18 protein-coding genes are annotated in these 22026 nt (G+C 63.7%); 12 read left to right on the top strand and 6 right to left on the bottom strand.

Translation table 11 applies throughout. From position 1 onward, the window contains the following. Positions 1-141: 141 nt before the first annotated feature. From ltaE to SINAC_RS05590, 7 genes are all read left to right on the top strand, one after another. Positions 142-1188: a low-specificity L-threonine aldolase gene (gene ltaE, locus SINAC_RS05620; protein ID WP_015244716.1), complete on the top strand. Its 1047-nt coding sequence runs from the start codon at positions 142-144 to the stop codon at positions 1186-1188. Positions 1189-1444: 256 nt separating this feature from the next. Continuing rightward, entirely contained in the window at positions 1445-1888 is a 444-nt protein-coding gene (locus SINAC_RS05615; RefSeq protein WP_020465845.1) for a hypothetical protein, read from the top strand. 72 nt (positions 1889-1960) lie between these two features. Then, a complete protein-coding gene (locus SINAC_RS05610) occupies positions 1961-2863 on the top strand; it encodes an ABC transporter permease (protein ID WP_015244714.1) in 903 nt (300 codons plus the stop codon). Between the two features lie 80 nt (positions 2864-2943). Then, entirely contained in the window at positions 2944-4230 is a 1287-nt protein-coding gene (locus tag SINAC_RS05605; protein ID WP_015244713.1) for an MlaD family protein, read from the top strand. A 259-nt stretch (positions 4231-4489) separates the two neighbouring features. Beyond that, entirely contained in the window at positions 4490-4774 is a 285-nt protein-coding gene (locus tag SINAC_RS05600) for a flagellar biosynthesis anti-sigma factor FlgM (RefSeq protein WP_015244712.1), read from the top strand. 678 nt (positions 4775-5452) lie between these two features. Further along, positions 5453-6244, top strand: coding sequence for a hypothetical protein (locus SINAC_RS05595; RefSeq protein ID WP_015244711.1), 792 nt, complete (start codon positions 5453-5455; stop codon positions 6242-6244). 275 nt (positions 6245-6519) lie between these two features. Beyond that, positions 6520-7014, top strand: coding sequence for a Fur family transcriptional regulator (locus SINAC_RS05590; protein WP_015244710.1), 495 nt, complete (start codon positions 6520-6522; stop codon positions 7012-7014). 76 nt (positions 7015-7090) lie between these two features. Here SINAC_RS05590 and SINAC_RS05585 read toward each other — a convergent pair whose 3' ends face one another. From SINAC_RS05585 to SINAC_RS05565, 5 genes are all read right to left on the bottom strand, one after another. Further along, positions 7091-8725, bottom strand: a complete 1635-nt coding sequence (locus SINAC_RS05585) for an alkaline phosphatase family protein (RefSeq protein WP_015244709.1) — start codon at positions 8723-8725, stop codon at positions 7091-7093. 82 nt (positions 8726-8807) lie between these two features. Further along, positions 8808-9512 (bottom strand): methyltransferase domain-containing protein, encoded by a 705-nt coding sequence (locus SINAC_RS05580; RefSeq protein WP_015244708.1) that lies wholly within the window; start codon positions 9510-9512, stop codon positions 8808-8810. Positions 9513-9764: 252 nt separating this feature from the next. Next, complete coding sequence (mqnE, locus tag SINAC_RS05575; protein ID WP_015244707.1) at positions 9765-10913, bottom strand: aminofutalosine synthase MqnE; 1149 nt, start codon at positions 10911-10913, stop codon at positions 9765-9767. A gap of 88 nt (positions 10914-11001) precedes the next feature. Beyond that, complete coding sequence (locus SINAC_RS05570; RefSeq protein ID WP_015244706.1) at positions 11002-11313, bottom strand: hypothetical protein; 312 nt, start codon at positions 11311-11313, stop codon at positions 11002-11004. After that, positions 11310-13082, bottom strand: a complete 1773-nt coding sequence (locus tag SINAC_RS05565; RefSeq protein ID WP_015244705.1) for a proline--tRNA ligase — start codon at positions 13080-13082, stop codon at positions 11310-11312. Before SINAC_RS05565 ends, SINAC_RS05570 begins: the two co-directional genes overlap by 4 nt. Before the next feature lie 511 nt (positions 13083-13593). Here SINAC_RS05565 and SINAC_RS05560 point away from each other — a divergent pair. From SINAC_RS05560 to rnr, 3 genes are all read left to right on the top strand, one after another. Beyond that, a complete protein-coding gene (locus SINAC_RS05560) occupies positions 13594-14640 on the top strand; it encodes a hypothetical protein (protein WP_020465847.1) in 1047 nt (348 codons plus the stop codon). A gap of 250 nt (positions 14641-14890) precedes the next feature. Next, on the top strand, positions 14891-15892 hold the full coding sequence (locus SINAC_RS05555) for a 3'-5' exoribonuclease YhaM family protein (RefSeq protein WP_020465848.1): 1002 nt from the start codon (positions 14891-14893) through the stop codon (positions 15890-15892). Positions 15893-16225: 333 nt separating this feature from the next. Beyond that, positions 16226-18523 carry a ribonuclease R gene (gene rnr, locus SINAC_RS05550; protein ID WP_015244702.1) on the top strand — a complete coding sequence of 766 codons (2298 nt, stop codon included), beginning with the start codon at positions 16226-16228 and terminating at the stop codon, positions 18521-18523. Between the two features lie 12 nt (positions 18524-18535). Here rnr and SINAC_RS05545 read toward each other — a convergent pair whose 3' ends face one another. After that, positions 18536-18907: a hypothetical protein gene (locus tag SINAC_RS05545; protein WP_015244701.1), complete on the bottom strand. Its 372-nt coding sequence runs from the start codon at positions 18905-18907 to the stop codon at positions 18536-18538. Positions 18908-19329: 422 nt separating this feature from the next. On the opposite strand from SINAC_RS05545, the gene SINAC_RS37865 reads away from it, so the two are divergent. Both SINAC_RS37865 and SINAC_RS05525 read left to right on the top strand, forming a co-directional pair. Continuing rightward, on the top strand, positions 19330-20355 hold the full coding sequence (locus SINAC_RS37865) for a HEAT repeat domain-containing protein (protein WP_015244700.1): 1026 nt from the start codon (positions 19330-19332) through the stop codon (positions 20353-20355). 187 nt (positions 20356-20542) lie between these two features. Further along, positions 20543-21994 carry an APC family permease gene (locus SINAC_RS05525; protein WP_015244699.1) on the top strand — a complete coding sequence of 484 codons (1452 nt, stop codon included), beginning with the start codon at positions 20543-20545 and terminating at the stop codon, positions 21992-21994. Positions 21995-22026 lie beyond the last annotated feature (32 nt).

Raw genomic sequence — 22026 nt, 5'->3', positions numbered from 1 at the left:
CGCCTCCCCATATTTGGAGGACTTCGCACCCTTTGGAGTCTCGAGGCGGCACAATGAGCGAAAGGGGTCGCCGCTTCCCGTACAATGTCCTGAGCCGTCAGCATTTGTCTTTCGACTCTTCGAGTGGCGAGAACTCCTTCCATGACCAGGCCCGCGATCGACCTGAGGTCCGACACCGTCACCCGGCCCACTCCCGCGATGCGTAAGGCCATGGCCGAAGCCGAAGTGGGGGACGACGTCTATGACGAGGATCCGACGGTCAAGGCCCTCGAGCGTCGAACGGCCGAACTCTTCGGCATGGAAGCCGCGCTCTTCATGCCGTCGGGAACGATGACCAACCAGGTCGCGATCGGCGTGCACGTCGCGCCTGGTGACGAGGTCCTCTGCGACGCCAGCGCCCATATCTACGTCTGGGAAGGGGGGGGAATCGCCCGGCTTTCGAACGCGACCACCCGGCCGATCGAAGGGGATCGCGGCCTTCTCAGCCTCGGGCTCCTCCAAGGCAAGATCCGGCCCGACGACTGCCATTATGCGCGCACCCGGCTGGTGAGCCTCGAAAACACGCAGAATCGTGGGGGAGGGTGGGTCCACCCGCTGGAAAGCGTCGCGGAGATCTCGACCTGGGCGCGGTCCAATGGCCTAGCGATGCACCTCGACGGGGCCCGGATCATGAACGCGGTCGTGGCCTCGGGCGTCGCGGCCCGCGAGTGGGCGCGGCACTTCGATACCCTCTCGGTCTGTTTTTCCAAGGGGCTCGGGGCGCCGGTCGGCTCGGCTCTAGCCGGCTCAGGCGACCTGATTCGCAAAGCACATCGGCTCCGCAAGGCGTTCGGAGGGGGGATGAGGCAGGCCGGAATCATTGCGGCAGGCGCCTTGTTCGCACTCGAGAATCATGTCGAACGGCTGGCGGAAGACCATGCCAACGCCCAGATCCTGGCCCACGCAGTCGAGCAGACCGAAGGGCTGAGTCTCGAGTCGGGTCCGGTGGAAACAAACCTGGTCTGGGTCACGGTCGACCCGGCGTTGGGGACCGCCTCCGAGGTCGCCGCGCAGCTCCTCGAAGTTGGTGTGCTCGTCTCGGCTCTCGGTCCACAGGTGCTCCGGGCCTGTACCCATCTCGACGTTTCGCGCGAGCAGGTGGAGGTTGCCGCCGAAGCGATCCGGAGTCTCGGCTCTCGCCGCCTCTGAACGAAACGTCAAAGGAACCGAGGCAAGGTAGGAGGTCTGCTCCAATTCTAACAATGATCGGCGAGTTGCCATTGCCCTCTTTAATCATTTCGACTACGGTTCGCCACAAGCCCGGGAACGGACCTGTTCGTCGGGCTGTCACCCCCGCCAATCCGAGCCACTCTTCTTGCTTTCGGATTGGCAGCGCGGAGGGACGCCCCCGAGACGAGATGTAGGTTCTTCGCACGCAAGGACGCTGACCGAAACCGAGCCTCGCATGATGCAACACACTGAGCAACGCTCCAGGCCATACGACAAGCGGAAGGAACGATTCCTTACCGCCCGCTCTCATTCCCGTCCCCACCTTTGGCGTGTGGTCGGTATCACATTGCCCTTGGTGGCCCTGACCTTCGGTTGCAGCATCGCCCCGCGCAACTTCCGGGGGATGACCCACCCTGCCGCGATCACCCGGGCCCGATCGGTCGGTCTGGGCCGAGGGCTTCCCGAAAGCCAGGTCATCCCGACATTGATCGGTAAGCTTGACGACCCCGATCCCGTGGTCCGACTGAGCGCCCACGAGGAACTCCGCCGTCGTTCGGGCCAGGACTTTGGTTATTTACCCTGGGCTCCTCCCGAAGAGCGGACCAAGTCCGTCACGCAGTGGCGGGCCTGGTGGGAACGTCGTCGAGGCTCTCTGGCCAAATCACCGCAGAATCCCTAAAGTATCCCTCCCAAGTTCGCCGACAGCGATCGCCTTCTTATGAGACGCAACCGGTCACGGAGGACCGACGTCATGCCCAGCCCAGCATCGTTTCTCGAGCTCCCTCTGCTTTCCCCGCTGGCAATGATCGGCCGGGTTGCGTTGGGGGGAGCCGCCTACCTGGGAAATCTGGGGGCCTTGATGATTTCGGCCGCACGGTCGGTGTTCGCGCCGGTCGGGGCCGTTCCCCCGTTCGTCCCCACGCTGACCCGACAGACGATTTCGATCCTCGCGATGGGAATCCCGTTAGTCACCCTGGTCCACATTGGCATGGGTTCTTTCCTCTCGATGCAGGCCTATTTCGGCGGCACGTTTGTGGATGGAACCGGAGCCGTGGTGGGGGTCGGCTTGATCCGGAACGTTGCTCCGCTGATGACGGGCCTGACCCTGGCCGGCCTGCTGGCTGCGCTGTACACACCGGAGCTTCGCGGGCGCTTCACCCAGGCGCTCGACGCCGACCCTCGAGAGATCGCCGATCGCGACCCGCTGCCCGGCCAACGGGCTGCGACCTCGCTCTCGCCGGAACCCGCGCGGTTGGCGGCCGTTCGGCTCAGCGCGGGTGTGATTGCGGGGCTCGTGCTCTCGGTCTGGGGGGTCTTGGTTGGAACCGTGGTCGGCTGGCAGGTCGCCCAGACGCTGCTGGGGGTCTCGACCGACTCCTTTTTCGCGATGTTCCTCGAGACGCTCTGGATCCGCGACGTGGCGGGCCTTGTGATCAAGGGGGGGGCCTTTGCACTGTTCGCAGCCCTCTTCGCCTGCCACGAGGGGTTAAGTGGCTCGGCGGACACCCCGAGCGGCCCGGTATCCTGGGCAGCCTGTCGAGCGGCCTGCTTCGCGACCGTGGCCACGTTGGCCCTCAACAGCATCTGGTTCCTGCTGGTTTACCACGCCGGGCCGGCCTTCGGCCCAACCCTTTTGGCTCCCCCCGGCCTGTAAAGCTGTCCGTCGATCCGTCAGTCTGTCTGTAAGTAAGCACGTGAGATCACCTAGAGTTGTTCCGAGGAAAGGGAAACCCGATGCACGGCCGATCCTCGATGCGTGAAATCCTGGTCGGAGCAGTGATCGTCGTCGCGCTGGCGAGCTTGCTCGGCCTGGTCGGCCTGGCGTCGTCAGGGCCCGGGTTCCTGACGTCACGACGGACCATCGACGTGGTCTTCCGCGACGGGCAGGGGATCCGGGTCGGCAGCGCGGTCCGGATCGCCGGGATCGACGCCGGCCGGGTCGTTGACATCGACTTGACCGAAGTCGAAGGCTTTCTGGTCGCCAAGCTCAAGCTGTCGCTCCCCACAAAGCTCGCCAAGAAATTGCGGCAGGACGTCAAGGTGACGATTCAGTCGAGCCTGTCAGGCCAAAGCCGGGTCAACATCCTGTCGTCGGGCACCTCGACCGTGGCCCTGGTGCCCGGCCAGGTCGTGCAGGGGGTGGCGTCCACCTTCTTCGACCCGATTCTCGAGCAAGTCGGTCTCGGTCCGGTCGAGCGGAGCCACCTGAGCCACACGATCTCCGAAGTCCGCCAAACGGTCGACGCCGCCGGCCCTCGGGTCCGGCAAATCCTGGGGACGGTCCAGGAGACGGCCACCGGAGTCCGGGAATCGGCCGACGCAATCCGGCCCGCCCTCGAATCGAGCGCGGGGAACGTGGAGGATCTGGTCAAGCGAATCACCGCCGCCGGCCCCAAGATCGAGGCCGCCCTGAGCCGCCTTGAATCGATCACGGCCCAGGCCGACGGCCTGCTTACCGACAATCGCCCCAATATCCGCGAAAGCATCACGAGCCTGCGTGACCTGATGGCCACGATTCAGGACATCACAACCAAGGATCGGGTCAAGATCGAGAAACTGCTCGACGGCCTCGACGGCACACGGGCCCGTGCCGATCGCGTCCTCTATCAGGCCGACGTGATCGCGACCAACGGGGCCCAGATCATGACCAAGGGGCGGGCCGACATGGAACGGACCGTCGCCAACGTGCGCGACGCGACCGACTGGGGGAATAAGCTGGTCCAAAAGATTTTCGCCAACCCGTTCGTCCTCAGCCCGTTCTATAAACCGACGCCCGAAGATGTTCGGGTTCAGGCGGTTTACGACACGGCACAGATCTTCACCAAGGGAGCCCAGGAGCTGCATGACCTGGTCAAAACACTCGACGCGATGCAGGCGAAATCGACAGATCCCTCACAGCGTCAAGAAGTTACACAAATCCAGCAACACATCCAGTCGGTGACCGCACGACTGGGGCAGACGTCGCAGTTGCTGGCCGACTCGCTGAAGCCGACACCCCGCAATGCGCGGATGCAACGGTGACCCTCAGACTTTGCCCAGAACGAAGCCCCGATTTTCGGGTCTTTGGTTAAATCCGTTCCATCTTCCGGCCGATAAGATAGGTGTGGACGCCCGAGACCGTTGGGCACCACGGTGGAGACCTGGGGGATGGGACCAAAACCGACTGCTCGTCAGCGGGCTCATCTTCGACTGTGGTTTCCGCGGGTTTCCTTGTTTCGCAACGTCCGGGCGTGCCGACGGTGGAGCCGCCGGCCAGAGCACCACTAGGGGAGGCACACACATGGAAGTCTTCGGCGCTGGGGGAATGCAAGGCCCTCAACCCATTTACCCGCGGCTGGCTGCGTTCAGTGTCGATGCGGGCCAGACTGTGCAAGCGGGTACGCCCCGCGATCAGGTCGAGATCTCGCCCTTGGGCCAGATGCTCGACGGGATCAGCAGGCTGCCCGAAATCCGTCACGAAAAGGTCGAGGAGATCCGACGGCAGATCGCCACCGGCTCCTATGATTCGCCCGCGAAGATGGAACTGGCGCTGGACCGTCTCCTGGATGAGTTGCAGGGCTGGTAAACCTCGCCCGGCTCCACTCCGCTCGGCCCGTACTGGCGACCGATCGGCCGATGAGGTGATCCCCCGACAGGGGACCACACTCGTCGTTCGATCGGTCGCCAGTGCCTTTTGATTGGCACCTCAAGATTGTGATTCTCCTCCCGGGTGAGTCCCGAAAACGATCCAAATCACGCCTTTTGATCGTTTCTCCGACCTCAAACGCCCCGTATCGAGTCCTAAGGCGCGGCCCGCCGATGGCCAAGCCGGCTCGAGATCATATCGAGCCACAACATCGTCGATCGTCGTCACCCCCAGGACGGCCGGATCACGCCCCAGCGCTCCTCTCACGGCCTGCTTCCCGAGGTCGTGTGAGCCATTTCGAACACCTGATTTCGCAATCCCTTGCGGGGCAGCTTCCGATGATCGGCGCGGGCGCGACCTGGATCACTTCGGAATCTCCGGCTGTTCGTGCTCGAAATGCCTGGTCCGCACGATTTGCTCGTACCGCCGGGCCAACCAAATTGCCGCCATGGAGCTTTCTGAGTGCGTTCGACCTCGAATGCAAACGTTGAAGCGGGGCGCGGTCGATAAGATCCTGGAAGGCACGACCACGGTTGAGGAGGTGTTTCGCGTCGTCTCGACGTGAGCCGCCGTGTTGTTGCCAATCGGATCCGAGAGCTAACCGGCAAGGAGGTCGGCATGCGTCCCGGCTTGAAGACTCTGCTGGGTGCGACCCTGGTCGCCCCCAGTCTTTTCATTGCACTCACGAGCCCCCTGGTCAGCTACGGCGACGAGCCCAGCCGCCTCGGGCGACTCTTTCGATTTGGCGGAAATTCCACGAATTCCGCCCCACAAACCCCCGCACCAACGGCCCCTGCGCCTCGGGCGCCGGCGCCGTCTGAGCCGTCCCAGGGGATGCTCTTCTCGGCGGCGACACCGGCCGCCGCACCTGCTAACAATGGGCCGACGCCCCGTCTGGTCCCCCAACCCCGGGTCAGCCGGGCCTCCACCGAGGCCGACCCGATCCTGTCGCGGATCTCGCTGGTCCGGTCCAGCGACGGAAACCAGTTCGGAATGTGCCTTCAGGTCTACGCCGACGGCACCGTCCTCGATAACGAAGGGACCCATCACCTCAGCCAGACCGATCTCAAGCCGCTCGTCGAGCTCCTTGAGTCCGGGGATCTCTTCCGAGCGAAGGGACATTGTGGAGCGCCTGCGACCGACTTTGTCGAGCAGGTCCACATCGTCGCCTACGAGCGCAGCCTCGGCCGGCTCCGCGCCAATGCGTTTTCCTACTCCGGCAACCCGCAAGGCTGCGACCATGCGGTGCGCCACCTGCACACCGTGCTGGAAGGGCTCCAGGCCAAGCTCAGCCGACCGGCCATGCCGGCCACCCCAGTGGGAGCCGGGGTCCCCTCGACCTTAGTCCCCACCGGCGAGCCAGCGCCCGCAGGAAATGGGCCCACGATCTCCCTGACCCCGAGCAACTGAGCGCGAGGGATCTCGGATTATCGCGACCGGACTTTGGTTCCCGGTGTAGGCCAAGGTAGAACCACCTTGGCCTGCCGGGAATTCAGATCAGCCAGGCAAAACAGCATGCCCAGGTTGCACCGATTCCCCCCATTTTACCAATGAGAAATCAGGCTCTTCATGGCGAGTCGAGTGGAAGCCGAGGGCGGGGGACGCTAGAATAGTAATAATGATTCTTGATTAATGGTTCGGCCCTCTCGATGCCGGACCCGAGACTTTCTTTCAGGATGAGGCTCGTGTCGAATTCCGCACCCCTTGATCCCATCGTGGTTTCCGAGAGCCCGGAAGAAAAATTCCGGGAGTTTCTCGAGATCCGCGGCGAGAAGTTGACCGAGCCCCGACGCATCCTGATCCGCCACATCTTCGACTCCCACAAGCATTTCGACGCCGACGAACTCGTGGCCGATCTGCGGGAGGCAGGGCGTCGCGTGAGCCGGTCGACGGTCTATCGCACCCTCCGGCTCTTGGTCGAAGCGGGACTGCTCCGCGAGCTTCGCCTGACGAACCGAAGCGCGTACGAGCATGATTACGGCTACCCGTCGCACGACCACTTGCACTGTACCGAGTGCAACACCATCGTCGAATTCCGCAACGAAGAGATTCAGAAGCTGCGCGAGGCGATCAGCCAGGAACACGGATTCCGGTCGTCCGGACATCGGTTCGTCATCTCGGGCGTCTGCCCCACTTGCAGCCGCGCCCGCAGCCCGCGACGACGGCTCGATCTCATCTAATTCAAAAGCAGGCGGGGCACCCGCGGTCCCAGGGTGAAAAAAAAGGACAGGGAGCTTACGCTCGCCTCGATCGACCTCATTCCAGGTAGCCGAGGTCGGCCAACCGCTGCTCGATGATCGCCTGCTCTTCGGGCGTGTAGTCGAACTCGGCCCGATGAGGACCGACGACGGCCGTGGTTGCAGGATCCTGGCGGATGGTCGGAAGCTCGGAAATGCAGGGCAGGGGCTTCCCCTCGATGTGGGCTGGGATGGGGAGACCAAGGAGTTTCAAGACCGTGGGGGCAACGTCAAGCAATTGGGCCTGTAGCGTTCGGCCCGGTTCAATCCCCGCTCCACAGAGCGCGACGACTCCCTCAGGGCGATGCGTGCCGGGCAAGTTCGCGTCGGGCTCGACCCAGCCTCGGCCCGGGGTGAGCTTGGTACGAACCCAGTACGACTCGTCGGGCAGCGCGATCAGGTCGGGGTAACCTTCGAGGGCCGGATCGAGGCCGTAAGCCTCGGCGGTTGAGATGACCAGCGGGAACAGCGGGGTGCCCGACTCCGGGTGCCGGGCCTCGGCCAGCGCATGTGAAGCCGCCACGCGAGCCTCGTCGATTTGCCGAGGGGTGGTCAGCGGAGCGCCGGCCCGCCGCTCGGTCGAGTTCAAATAAACCATCGCGGCCGTGTCCTGGTGCGGCGCGAAGGCGAGGGTCCGCTTCCAGTCGAACGGGAACTGGGCTTCCACCGAGAGATCGAACGACGAGGAGCGTGCCGAGGGATCGTCTCGTTTCGCCCCCCAGAGCCGCGCGTGGTCGGCGGCCTGCTTGGCCCGACGGATCAACTTGCCCGAGACCCCCGGCACCCGCGCGACACCGGCCTCGATCAAGATCCGGTTCACATGGATCCGGCCCAGGCAAGGTCCGAAGCCGTGGTCGCTGACCACCAGGACACCCGCGTTGCGTCGGTCGGCCAGTTCGACCAAAGTTCCGATCGCCCGGTCGAGCCCACGCATGACTTCGCCGGCCGCCTCGTTCCAGGGCGGATTGTCGATGCCCGTCTCATCCACGTTCAAGTAGCGCCAGGCGCGATGCTGGAACGGGTCGAGGTTCTGGAACTGGACCATCAGGGCCGACCAGTCGGGCACCATCCGGTCGGCGAGCACTCCCCCCTCTGCGCGTCCCATGAAGCTCTCGGCGGTAAGCCGGGCGTTCTCGGTCAGCTCGGCGAGTGACTGCGGGGCGCGCTTCCAGAAGTAGCGGAGGCTGTAGTTGGGCACCTCGGCGCGAAGCCGCTCGGCGAATTCTGGGGCTCCTGAAAGCGCGGCGTCGAGGTGAGGAGCATCCATACCCGAGACGACCACGCCCCGAACGTCGAGCGGAGGATAGGTCACCGGCACGTTCAGGCTGACCACCGACCGGCCGGCCTGGGAGAGCAGGTGCCAGAAGGTCGGCACCCGGACCCGGGCCGAGTGGTTGACCTTCATCTGTCCCGCAGCCACGTCGTAGTAGCGGTGGTCGAAAACGCCATGCCGGGCCGGGCCGCAACCGGTCATCATCGTCGTCCAGGCGGCCGACGTCACCGGGGGGACGATCGACCGCAAGGTCCCATGAGCCGTCCGCGCCAGGAGGGCGTCGAGGTTCGGCATCAGGCCGCGCTTCCGCATCGGGTCGAGAACGGTCCACGTGGCGCCATCGAGTCCGAGAATCACGAGGCGGTTGAGCGTTGTCGACATCGGCACGACCTCAGGAAGTAGGGACCGAGATAAGACCGGTTGGATCACCCGTCACCAGCAACGGCGAACACTCACGAAGCGGTCAGCCCGCGTTGGCAAGTTGACCTTCGACGTCCAGGGTGAAGTCGGCCGAATAATAGTCGGACACCTGGTAGCGCTCTCCCTTGGAGCGATAGACTCGCGACAGCCCACGACGGACCTTCTCCGTCAAGGGCAGGCTCTCCTCGGTCTTCCGGAGCCAGGCCCGGTAGGCCAAGGCCAGCTCGTCGGCCTTGCGGGCGAATCCGCTCGGGCTCGGCCCTTTGACGCCCAGAGCCATCACCGAGTGCGGGAACTTGTGATAGCCCTGATAGCCGGTCAAGCGCGCGGCGTACGGGGTCATCATTCGCCGCAAGCAGTTCGGGGTCATCCGCCAGTAGTCGTCGGGATACCCATGGATCCGGAAATTCAAGGGGGACGTGATTACGAACAGGCCGCCCGGCTTGAGCACCCGGAAGACCTCGTCGAACGCCCTGCGGACTTCGAAAACGTGCTCGAACGTCTCGATGCAGAGGACCGTTCCCGCCGTTTCATCGGCGAGGGTCATCGCGCTGACGTCCTCGACGCGATCGACCCCGGGGCCGGGTCGCATATCACAGCCCACGTATTCCCGGCCGGGAAACATGGAACGGAGGTCGGCGTAGTCGAGCTGTCCCTCGACCTGGTATGAGCCGAACTCATAGACGGGGCCGGGACATTCAAAGTTGTCGGCCACAAGGCGGCAGAACGCCTTATTATGATCTCGCATCGCGGGCGCTCCTCCATGAGCACAGGCCGAGGCCGAACGGTCGGCCTGACGGGCAATTCCGGTTTGCGCGGATCTTATGACAAGCCGGAAACGGGGTCAATGCGAACCCCAAATCGACTCACAAGAAGACGACCAGGGGAATAAGCCCCTCTTGGCCTCCCCAAAAGGCGAAGGGGGGCATAAGCCCCCCTTTGTCTTGCTTGGGAGAGGACAGGGAACTCACGCTCCCCGCTCGCCTGAAATGCTTGACGCTTACTTTCCCACGCCCGAAAGGGCGACCACATCGATATGTTCACGCGAAGCCCATTGGCCCCCTTCGCGTTCGACCCGGTGGTAAAGGGTGTCGCGTTCGACCGGGATCCGGCCCGCCTCGGTAATCAGGCGCTGGATCTCGGCGACGGTCACTTCCTGGGGAGTCTCGGCACCCGCTTCGTGGTAGATCTTCTCGTGGACCACGGTCCCGTCGATATCGTCGGCTCCGAACGACAAGGCAACCTGGGCGGTCTTGATGCCGAGCATCACCCAGTAGGCCTTGATGTGCGGGAAGTTGTCGAGCATCAGCCGGCTGATCGCCATCGTCTTGAGGTCCATGACCCCCGACGGTTTGGGCAGCTCATCCATCCGTGAATTGTCGGGGTGGAAGGCCAACGGGATGAAGGTCTGAAAGCCCTTCGTCTCGTCTTGCAGCTCGCGCAGACGGATCATGTGGTCGATCCGGTGCCTTGCCTTATCGATGTGGCCGTAGAGCATAGTCGCGTTGGAATTCAGGCCCAGCCGGTGCGCGGTCCGATGCACGTTGAGCCAGGTCTCGGTCGACGCCTTGGCCCCGCAGATCTCGGCGCGGACCTCGGGGTGGAAGATTTCGGCTCCGCCCCCGGGAAGACTCCCCAACCCTGCCTCGATCAGACGCTTGAGAATCTCCTCGACCGACAGGCGCGCGATCTTGGCGAAGAACTCGATCTCGACCGCGGTGTACGCCTTGATGTGGATCTCGGGGGCCGCTTCGCGGATCCAGCGGACCACGTCGACGTAGTATTCAAACGGCAGCTTATGGTGCAAGCCACCCACGATGTGTAGCTCGGTCGCCCCGCGCTCGTGCGCCTGGCGAGCCCGCTCCACGATCTGCTCCTGGTTCATCACGTACGCACGCGGGTCGTTGAGGTCGGCCCGGAAGGCGCAGAAGTCACACGTGTAGACGCAGACGTTCGTCGGATTGATGTGCGTGTTGACGTTGAAGTAGCCGAAATTGCCGTTGTACCGCTCGCGGACCAGGTTGGCCATCGAACCGAGCGCGAACAGGTCGTTCGACTCCTCCAAGGCGATGCCGTCATCGAAGCTCAAGCGCTGCCCGGCCTCGACTTTTTCGCGAATCGTCTCCATCCGGGATGCTTCAGACGGCATGACCTGACCTACCTCTCTTTGCTCGCACCAATCCCTGGGCCGACTTCCACGACACTGCGGCGCGTCCCTCTATCTCTCTTCTGTCATTTTAGTCCGAATTGAAAGATTCATCAACGGGAGTGGACATAAGGGATCCTCCCTGCGGCCCCTGGGGGCGTTTCGCGAGGGTCTTCCGCCAGTTGACCAGGCCGATTGCGAGGCAGGCCGTCATCAAGATCAGCACGGCCCCGGTCACCAGGCCGAAGGTCCACCACTCGACGGGCCGATCGGGGGGCCAACCGGGGCTGGCTCCCCCTTTGATCGTCTGGGTGATCACGACCGGCCCGCCGACGGTGAGAACCGTCAGCAGGCCGAGCAGGACGAACGGGGTCTTCGAAATCGGAACGGGTGTGTGGCTCATTGACCTTTCGCCGCAGCGCGGGCGATTCGACGCTCGACACAGGTGGCGGCGAGTCCCTTGCGGATCGCCTCCAACTCGGCGAGGATCGCCTCGCCAGCGGTCGCCGCCGGAACCTGGTGAGCGGCGGCGTCGGTTCGCCACTTCACCTCGATCGTCCCTTCCTTGAGTCCACGCTCGCTGATCACGATGCGGAGCGGGATCCCGATCAGGTCGGCGTCCTTGAACTTCACCCCCGGGCGCTGTTCGCGATCATCCATCAGGACGTCAATCCCTGCCTCGGTGAACTGCTTTTCGAGCGATTCGGCGGCTTCGAGCACGGCCGGATTCTGGGGCTGAAGCGGGACGATCAAGGCCTCGTAGGGGGCGATCGGAAGGGGCCAGACGATCCCGTTGTCGTCGTGACCGGCCTCGACGGCCGCAGCGACGATCCGGTTCACGCCAATTCCGTAGCATCCCATGATCAAGGGGATCTCGGCCCCCTTGTCGTCGAGGAAGGTTGCCCCCATCGCCTTGGAGTACTTGGTGCCGAGCTTGAAAACGTGGCCGACCTCGATGCCTTGCTTGACGATCATCGTGGCGCCGCAGCGAGGGCAGGGGTCTCCCTCGGCCGCATTGCGGAGATCCACGACACGATCGAGCGGGAAGTCTCGACCGGGGACGACCCCCTTGAGATGGAGGTCGACCGCGTTTGCGCCGACCACGACGTGGGGCATTGCGGCCACCGAGCGGTCGATCGCCAGAGGGATCTTGATTGCGATCGGGCCGAGGAAGCCCATCGGTGCGCCGGTGACTTTCTCCACGGTCGCCGCGTCGGCCGCGACGAGCGTACTCGCCCCAAACGCGCGGCGGACCTTGGCTTCGTTGGCCTCGTGATCGCCCCGAATCAAGACAGCCACAGGCTTGTCGTCGGCGAGAAAGACGAGCAGTTTCGCGGACGTCGACTCGGGGACCTTGAGGAAGGTGCAGACTTCCTGGATCGTGCGCCGACCGGGGGTCACCACTTCCTCGAACGGGGTCGTGGAATCGGGGAGGCTCAGGGTGGCCGCCGCTTCGCCAATCTCAGCGCGTTCGCGGTTGGCCGCGTAGTCGCACGACGGGCACTGAACAACAACATCCTCGCCGGTCGACGACGGGACCATGAACTCATGCGAACTGTCACCGCCGATCGGCCCGCTCTCGGCCTCGACGATGACGTAGGGGATCCCGCAGCGATCGAAGATCCGGCAGTAGGCCTCGTACATCGCGTCGTAGCTGGCGCTCAACTGCTCGACGTCGGCGTCGAAGCTATACGCGTCCTTCATCAGGAACTCGCGGGTCCGGAGGATGCCGAACCGGGGGCGGGGCTCATCGCGGAACTTGGTCTGGATCTGGTAGAGAGTGATCGGGAGCTGGCGGTACGACTTGACGAGGTCGCGGACCAGGTCGGTGATCACTTCTTCGTGCGTCGGCCCGAGGGCAATCGTCTGGTTGCTGCTGATGGTCAGCTGCATCAGGAGTTCGCCGAACGTTTCGTACCGGCCCGATTGCTTCCAGAGCTCGACCGGTTGGAGCGCGGGCATCAAGAGTTCGGAGGCGCCGGCCGCTTCCATCTCTTCGCGGATGATCTTGATCACCTTATTGAGGACGCGAAAGCCGAGGGGGAGGTAGGTATAGGCTCCCGCACCGAGCTGACGGACCATCCCCGCACGGAGGAGGAAGACGTGGCTCGGAGCCACGGCGTCAGCCGGGGTTTCTTTCTGCGTCGGGATCAAGGCTTTCGACCAGCGCACGGGATCGCTCCTCGCTCGATTGCGAACAACATTAGGGGAGTCCGAGACACACACCTGATTCCCGTTGCGTCGGGCCAAGGCGGAGGCCACGGAATGGATAATCTACCAGATCGGACCGCGATCGCGGAGCGCGGTCTTCCCGGCCGATCCGGTTCGACCTGCAAACCCCGACGAAGCCCGACGTTCCGTTCGCTCGTTATCTTGTTCACGGCACGACCCAAAACCTTGGAAGACGGCGAATTGCCCCCAATTTCCGCCTCTCGGTCAGACGACAATCTAGACCAGTGTCCGGTGGTCCGAGAGCAAATGCGAACGGGCCGCACGGAGTGCGTCGTCTCGCCGAAAATCAACAATGTTGATGGTTGGGGGAACAGGTCCACTGTCCTGAGCTTACGGAAAAGGCTCGGGAGGCCGTGGACCCTCGGCCGCAGGGAGGTGTTCGGTGTTACCATGGGAATCCCGGCGCGATCGCCGGAAGGGTCGCGCCCGACGCCGACCGGAGCTTGCCAGCTTGGAACGCCTCGAAGGGCGTGAATTGATGGCGTACACGCCGTTGGGCTATTCGCTCCCCGACCTGACGGTCCAGGGCTTCACTGCCCCAACCGCAGCCTGGGGAAGCCCCCTGACCGTCACGGTCGATGTCAAAAATACCGGTTCGAGCACGCTGATCGAGCCCCTGGCGCTCCAGCCCGGGGCGACGAGCACGTCCGACGCCGGGCCGACCCAGGTGGTCGTCTACGCAACACCTCAAAACGGCCGATCGACCCGCAGGGCGGTGCAGATCGGGGTCATCGACATCCCGGGCATCCCTCAAAATGATGTCCAACAGTTTACGGGAACTTTCCAGTTGCCCAGCCGCCCTCCCGGTTTTGCCAAAGAAGGGGGCGTGATCAACGTCTTCTTCCAGGTCAACCCGACGCGGAACATCCTCGAGTCCGACTTCACGAACAACAATAGCCGGAAGTCCCCCGTCCTGATTGCGGCCCCGCTTCCGAAAGTCGCGGCGGTGGGCCTCGCGCTGCCGCCGACACTCCAGCCTGGCGACACGATTCAGCCGAACATTCAGGTGGCCAACTTCGGAACGGTCGACACGTCCACCCAAGGGCCGATCACCGTCGCCTTGGTCGCCTCCGTCGATCGCAAGTTCGGGCCAGGCAGCTCGGTGATTGCTCTCTACACCCTGGACAACATCTCGGGGATCGACACCGTTCCCTCGACGAGCCAGGCGTTCGGCCAGTCGACCATCAACACGCCGAACAACGTGGCGACGATCATTGGCAACGCGGTCACTCTCCCCGACCGCCCCCGCAACTACTACATCGGGGTGGTCGTCGACCCGTCGAACTCGATCAAGCAACTCGGCAAGATCGGCCGCCATAGAGTGCGGACCAGCGGGTTCAGCCTGATCCACAAGGTCGGTCCGCCCATCGCCGGTCTTCCCCCGGCGGGAGTCGTCGTACCCGGCAACGGGGACAACAATCAGCCCTTCCCGTTCCCGCTGAATCCCAATACCAAGGTGGGGAACCCGATCTTCACCGACCCGCCCAGCATCTTCTAAGATCGGCGGGTATTGGGGAGAGCCGGCTGGCGGAATATTCCTTCGGCCCGGTATCGCCAGGTCTTCGAGCTCTCGGCTCAGGCGGCCCGTCCGACATCATTCGGACGGGCCGCCAGCGTTTCTGGAGGGTGCGATTCGAGGTCCCTTGACCCCACCCTCACCCGCCCCCTACAATCACCGCTTCGGTGGGCTTCGCGTCCGATTTTCCTGAACGAACCATCCGGTTCCGCACCCACGGTCGAACTGCCGCATGAGCCGTCGCTATGTGAATCAGCTGAGCAACGGAGACGCGGTCGACGAATCCTTTTTGGTCGCCGACAAGCAACTCCGTGCCAATCGCCAGGGCAATCTCTACCTCCACCTCGAACTGCGAGACAAGACGGGAAGCGTCGGTGCGCGGCTCTGGAATGCGAGCGAGGGACTGGCGCGAACGTTCGATCCAGGAGACTATCTCCGGGTCAAAGGCAAGACTCAAGTCTTCCAGGGCGCCTTGCAACTGATCCTCTCGCATATCGAAGTCGTTGATCCGACGAAGATCGAGCCTGAGGATTACCTGCCGCAGAGCACCCAGAACGTCGCGCGTCTGACCGCAAGGCTCCGCGAAATCCTTCTGAGCATCAGTAATCCCCACTTGCGGGCGCTCGTTGAGTGCTTCCTCATCGACGAGGAGTTCGTCCGTAAGTTCACCACGGCGCCGGCGGGCATTAAAAACCACCACGCCTACCACGCGGGGTTGCTCGAACACGTCGTCACGATCCTCACGATCGCCGATCGGATCGTCGACCTCTACCCCGAACTTGACCGCGACCTCTTGCTCACGGGCATCTTTCTCCACGACATCGGCAAGGTGAGCGAGCTCAGCTACGATCGCGCCTTCGCCTACAGTGATGAAGGCCAGCTCGTCGGGCACTTGGTCATGGGCGTCGAGATGCTCCGCGACAAGGTCGAGCAGAGCGCGGACCTGACGGGCGAACCGTTCCCGAATGAGCTCTTGCTTCGCCTCAAGCATATGATCGTCAGCCATCACGGCACCCACGAGTTCGGCAGCCCCAAGCTGCCGATGACTCTCGAGGCGATCGCGCTCCACTATCTCGACAACCTCGACGCCAAGATCCACACGTTCAGCCGTGAGATCCGGGACGACCCATGCCGCGAGTCAAGCTGGACCCCGTTCCAGCAGAACCTGGGCCGGCGGCTCTTCAAGGGGATCGCACAGTCGAACGGCCTCCCGGACGAATCGATGGAACCCTGAATCGCCCTCGGGTGATCAAATCGGCTGGGGCTCTCTCCATCGGTCGGCCGATGAGAATCGGGAAACGAAGGAAGTCTGGATACCACGGGTTCCGTTCATGCGGAACCCGTGGCTCCCAGGCCCAAAGTCTATTCCCGCACCCGGCGAGGAATTGTCCGGGGCAGGGGCCCGAGGGAAATACGGCCGGCCTGGCCGTGTGACTGTGGCTCCGCCAGCCCGAAAATGAGACATTGCCGGATGCACCACTTCGTGCTGTGGCCTCTACGGTGGTTCTCGCGCTCTTGCTGACGGCGATCACCGTGTCCCGACACCGGCCGAGCGGAGAGACCGTCGATGACCGACCCGACAGACAAGGTGCTGGATCTGGTTTCCGAGGCTGATTACAAGCCGATGACATTGAAGGCAATGTCGCGTCGGCTTGGAATCGACCCTGAGGACTACCCCGCGTTTCGGGCGGCCGTGAAGGGGCTGATCAAGGATGGCCGGCTCGAGATCGCCAAAGACAAGCGACTGAGTAAGCCCCACACGAAGGGGACGATCATCGGCCTCTTCCGACGGTCGGCGAAAGGCTTCGGCTTCGTTCGCCCTCACACGTCGAAGGAAAAGACCGACCAGATCTACATCCCGGTCGATCAGAGCCGCGACGCCTCGAGCGGCGACGAGGTCGCGGTCAAGATCACCAAGAGGCCCAAAGGGCCGAGGATGAACGTCGAAGGACGGATCGTCCAGATCCTCGCCAGGGCGTCGGGGATCTTCGTCGGAACTTACTTCGAGGAACTGGGAGCGGGATTCGTCCGCGTGGACGGCACCACGTTCGGCGCACCGATCTATGTCGGCGATCCCGGCGCCAAAGGGGCCAAGCCGGCCGACAAGGTCGCGATCGAGATGGTTTCCTACCCGACCCCATATGCCGCAGGGGAGGGGGTAATCAGCGAGATCCTCGGTCCTCGCGGTCAGCCCGGTGTCGACACCCTGGGAGTCATCCGCGCATTCAACATCCCCGATACGTTCGACGAGGAGACGCTCAGCGAAGCGAGGAAGCTGGGCAAACAGTTCTCGGAGACGGAGATCGGCGAGCGGCTCGACCTCCGTACGACGCTCACCGTCACGATTGACCCAGCCACCGCGCGCGACTTCGACGACGCCATCACCCTCTCGCGCGACGACCGCGGTTTCTGGAGCCTGGGCGTCCACATTGCCGACGTCTCCCACTTCGTGCAGCCCGGCTCAGACCTCGACCGTACCGCACGCCAGCGCGGCACGAGTGTCTACCTACCCGACCGCGTCATCCCGATGCTCCCCGAAGTCATCTCCAACAGCCTGGCGAGCCTCCAGGCCGGCAAGGTGCGCTACACCGTCAGCGCCCTCCTGGAGTTCAATGCCGACGGGATCCGCACCGGCCTCAGCTTCGCGCGCTCGGCCATCAAGGTCGACCACCGGTTCTCCTACGAACAAGCCATCACGGTCATGAAGGAGCCCGAGGCCGAGCACGAAGGGGTCACGCCCGAAGTCGCCCGGATGCTTGGCGCAATGCTCGAGCTGGCCCAGATTCTCCGCCGCCGCCGCTTCGAGCGCGGTGCGCTGGAGCTGAACATGCCGGCGGTCGAAGTCGACCTGGGCGATCAAGGGGAAGTCGTCGGGGCTCATCTCGCCTCGAACGACGAAAGCCACCAGGTGATCGAAGACTTCATGCTCGCGGCCAACGAAGCGGTCGCGACCTTCTTGACCGAGAAGCACGCCGGCTTTCTCCGGAGAACCCACGCCGACCCCGAGCCGACCAAGCTGGACGCATTCGCCGAGTTCGCCCGAAGCCTGGGCCTGGAGATCGAAAACCCGCAAAGCCGGTTCGAGCTCCAACGGATCCTGATCGAGACCGCGGGGAAGCCCGAGGAATACGCGGTTCACTACGGTGTGCTTCGCAGTCTGAAGCAGGCGGTCTACACGCCCGAACCCGAAGGACACTTCGCCCTGGCGAGCGAGAACTATTGCCACTTCACCTCGCCGATCCGCCGCTACCCCGACCTGCAAGTCCACCGCCAGTTGACGACCTTGCTCGAGGGGAAGCGGCCCAAGAGCGACCACGACGAGCTGACCGTCTTGGCCGACCATTGCACGAAGACCGAGCGCCGCGCGGAGGCCGCGGAGCGGGAACTCGTAAAGATCAAACTCCTCACCTATCTCGAGAGCCGGATCGGTGAGTCGTTCCAGGCGATCATCATCGGGGTCGAGGAATTCGGCCTCTTCTGCCGGATTGTCAACCTGCCGGTCGACGGCCTCGTCCACATCACCAGCCTCGCCGACGACTACTACTACCTCGAGTTCGAGACCCATACCCTGATCGGTCGCCGCTCCGGCCGGCGTTACCGGCTGGGAGATCGGATCGAGGTCCGGATCACGCGGATCGACATCGATCGTCGAGAGCTCGACCTCGCTCCGGCGGAGGTCCTGGAGGCGGAATCCCGTCCAAAACGGTCGGAAGCGACCCCGAGCACGCCCGAGGCGCGTCGTGCTCGCCCTCCCGCCTCGAGCTTGGCCAAGGCCGCCCGGTCGAAGCCGAGTCCCAAGGATTCGAAAAAGAAAACGAAGAATGGGAAGAGGGGGAAGGGGAAAGGGAAGCAGCCTAAGGGTTGATCGAACCGCCACTCAGCCGGAGTGCCCTTCGGATCCCAGCTTCACGCGGTTCTTCGGACTCCGAGCGGTGGATCCTTTGGGGGCACCTGGTTTCTTCCGGGCCGCCTCTTTGCGAGCCTGGGTCAGCGTTTCACGGACGAAGTCGACTCCGGGCAGGTTGAACACCCAGGCCTCGGTCCCACCAGGCGCGACCTGGATCAGGTGCCAGCAGCCACATTGGCTGCACGTTCCCAGCAATTCGTTGGGATCGTCCGCTTGCGGCTGATGAATATCGAGTTCCGCCTGGCACTTCTGACAAGCAGGCGAAAGGAATCCGTCGGGAGCGACCTCCAACACGGTCACGTTCCACTTCATTGAGAACGGATGTGCGAAAAGTGGATGCATCGCGGGGCCTCCACGTTCCTCAAAGGGAGCCGTACTCGAATGCATCTGAGGCCGAACCCATCGTCAAATTCGGCCATCTCCAACTTCGAGTCAAGCCATGGGGCGAATCAATCTAAGTTTAGCCTCTGAAATCAGCTTCCGCCAAAAAGAAGAAATGGAATTGCTCTTTCATCGTGATATCGCGAAACCTCGACAAGGCCCACTTCATTATCTTGCCCTTGGGAAACACCGATGTTGAAAGAGTGAGGTGAGACCACGTTCGGTCCCCTCCGAAGAGGAGGGTTCCGGGACAAACCTGATCAATCCGCACACGATTGGGCTTCACAGATTGGGCCAAGAGTATAAAAATCTCCGGCCTCTGATCCGAAGTGCTGTTGCGGGTCGGACGACGCCTCTCCGACGGACCGAAGGGAGCTCTTGCCATGAAGAAACGATGGATCAGCGCTGGCCTGGTTCTGGCCTTGGGAGTGGGCAATCTTCCGAGTTGGGGACAGGTCGTAGGGCGCGAGCGAGACGTGACGATCACGGGACCGCGTGGGCGCTCGGTTCAGCGAAGCATCTCCAGCGAACGCGGGCCAGGCTTCGTCAACCGCGAGGTGACAATCCAGCGGCCAGGGGGAACGTTCCAGAGCTCAAACACGGCTCAGCGGATCGTTCCCCGTGGTCCCGCAGTAAACCCGGGCCGGGGATACGTGCCCACGGGGCATCGTGGCGGAGGCCCAGGCGGTTATGGGCCTCGTGGCCCGGTCTTCGTTGAGCGCAACGTCTTCGTCAACAACAATCGAGGGCCGGGATGGGGCCCTGCGTTGGCGGTCGGCGGCGGCCTCTTCGGCCTCGGCATGTTCGCGGGTTCGGCCCTCGCTTCGTCTCCACCGCCCCCGGTCTACGTGGCCCAGCCGGCCCCCGTCTACATGGCCCCCGCGCCCCCGCCGACGGTGATCTACAACGCACCGCAGCCGTACGCTCCGGTGGCCCAGGCGCCGGCGACGGTCGTCGTTGACCCGGTGGCGAACGCGATCGGCAGGCTCCAGAGCAATCACGATAACAGCCGGATCGAAGGGGCGTACACGCTGGGCCGACTCCGCGATGCGCGGGCCGTCCCTTCCCTCGTCGATCGGCTCAAGAACGACTGGAACAAGGACGTTCGGGTGGCGGCAGCCAACGCCCTGGGCGAGATCGGCGACCCTCGCGCCACGGAGTCGCTTCGCCAGGCCGTCTCTCTCGACAAGAGACAGGCGGTCCGCGATGCCGCAGGACAGGCCCTGGGACAAATTGCGGCCGGGATGTCGACAGAGCCCGCTCTCGGCGCCGGCTCCTCGGCGATTGAGCCCCGCGCTGCGTCGCTGTCACCCACCTCGGCCAAGTTCACCGACGTCGCGCCGCCGATCGACGAGCAAGTCCCGCCCGACCCGACGCCTTCGCTTTCCTCATCCCCCGGTTTCAAGTAACAAGCCTTGAACCTCCGGCGCAGTGGGATCACGAAGTTTGAGCGTGACGCGATCAAGAGCAGACGGGAAGGGAGAGTAATCTCCCCTCCCGTCTTGTTTTTTTGGCCCATCTGGCCTGTGATCTTTCCTGTGTGACGCATCACAAAAGGTGCAACCTGGTCCCTTTGCCTGTGGAGTGGAGATACCAATGTCGAGTCGCGACCCGGAGTTCGAGCCGACAGGGGAGAACTCCACCAAGATGCCCGCCGAGTTCGGCCTGGCGATGGCGACCTTCGTCATCGTGGCGAGCATGGTCGGCGTCGGAATCCTGACGACTTCGGGCTTCACCGTCTACTCCGTCGGCAGCAACCAGCTCATGCTCGGTCTCTGGGTCCTGGGCGGGGTGATCGCCGCCGCTGGCGCGTTGACCCTCTGCGAACTCTCGGCTGCCATGCCGAAAACAGGGGGAGACTATGTTTATCTACATGAGGCGTACGGCCCGCTGGCGGCGTTTCTGTCAGGCTGGGTCTCATTCCTGATCGGCTTCGCGGCCCCCAGCGCCGCCGCCGCATTCGGGGCCGCCAAGTTCCTCCTGGTCCCGCTCCACCTCGAAGGACCGGTCGCTCTCTACGCCCAGCGAGGCCTGGCGACGTTCACGATCCTGGTATTCGCAACCATCCACACCAAGAGCCGGGGAGGAACCTCGCGAGTCCAGAGCTGGATCACGTCGCTGAAGCTCATTCTCCTGGGGCTGTTCGTGCTGGCCGGGCTGGCCGTCGGCTGGCCGCATCACGCCAACCTGGTCGACCTTCCCCCCATGACCGGGTCTCGCGTTCTCGCCATGATGTTCTCACTCGTCTATATTTCGTATGCTTACATCGGTTGGAACGCTGCGTCGTACCTCGCGGGCGAAATCGTCGAACCGCAGCGGCTACTCCCTCGAGCCATCCTGCTCGGGACGGCGGGCGTCGTCGCCCTCTATCTTGGCTTGAATATCGTCTACGCCCTCGCCCTGTCGGCCGACGACATCCGTGCGATCGTCGACGGCCCGGAGAATCGGCTTCCGTTAGCGTCCAAGCCGGAGGCCGTCGCCCCCATTGCGCAACTGGCCGCGCAGCGTCTGTTCGGCGTCAAATGGTCCGAACCGCTCTCGGTCTCCATCGGCCTGATGCTCCTCTCGTCCCTGAGCGCCTACGTCCTGATCGGCCCCCGAGTGATCTTCGCCATGGCCCAGGCAGGGCAGTTCCCCAAGGTCGCGGGCCGGCTCTCCGGACGCGCATCAACCCCGGTGGTCGCCACGGCCTTGCAGGTCCTTTGCACCCTCACCCTGCTCTGGACGGGGTCGTTTGATAGCCTGGTCATCTATGCCAGCGTCGGCCTGGCGATTTTCTCGATGCTGACGATCAGCGCGGTCTATGTGCTCCGGGTGAAACGGCCCGATCTGCCCCGGCCGTTCAAGACCCCGGGATATCCGGTCACACCGGCCATCTACCTCGTCTTCACCACCATCCTCACCGCCGCCGCCTTCTCCGAGCGATTCTGGGTTTCCACCTACTCACTGCTCAGCATCATGGTGGGCATCCCGATCTACTACCTCTGGCAGTGGGGCCTGTCGGGCAAGCCTTTCTCGAAGGAAAACAGGGTTCCCGACCAAGGATGAGGAACGACGAGTGGGGGTCGCTCGGATCTCGA

It is taken from the genome of Singulisphaera acidiphila DSM 18658 (assembly GCF_000242455.2).
Classification (GTDB): domain Bacteria; phylum Planctomycetota; class Planctomycetia; order Isosphaerales; family Isosphaeraceae; genus Singulisphaera; species Singulisphaera acidiphila.
The sequence above is the reverse complement of the archived record's forward strand: the minus strand, read 5'-3'. Positions and strand labels throughout refer to the sequence as shown.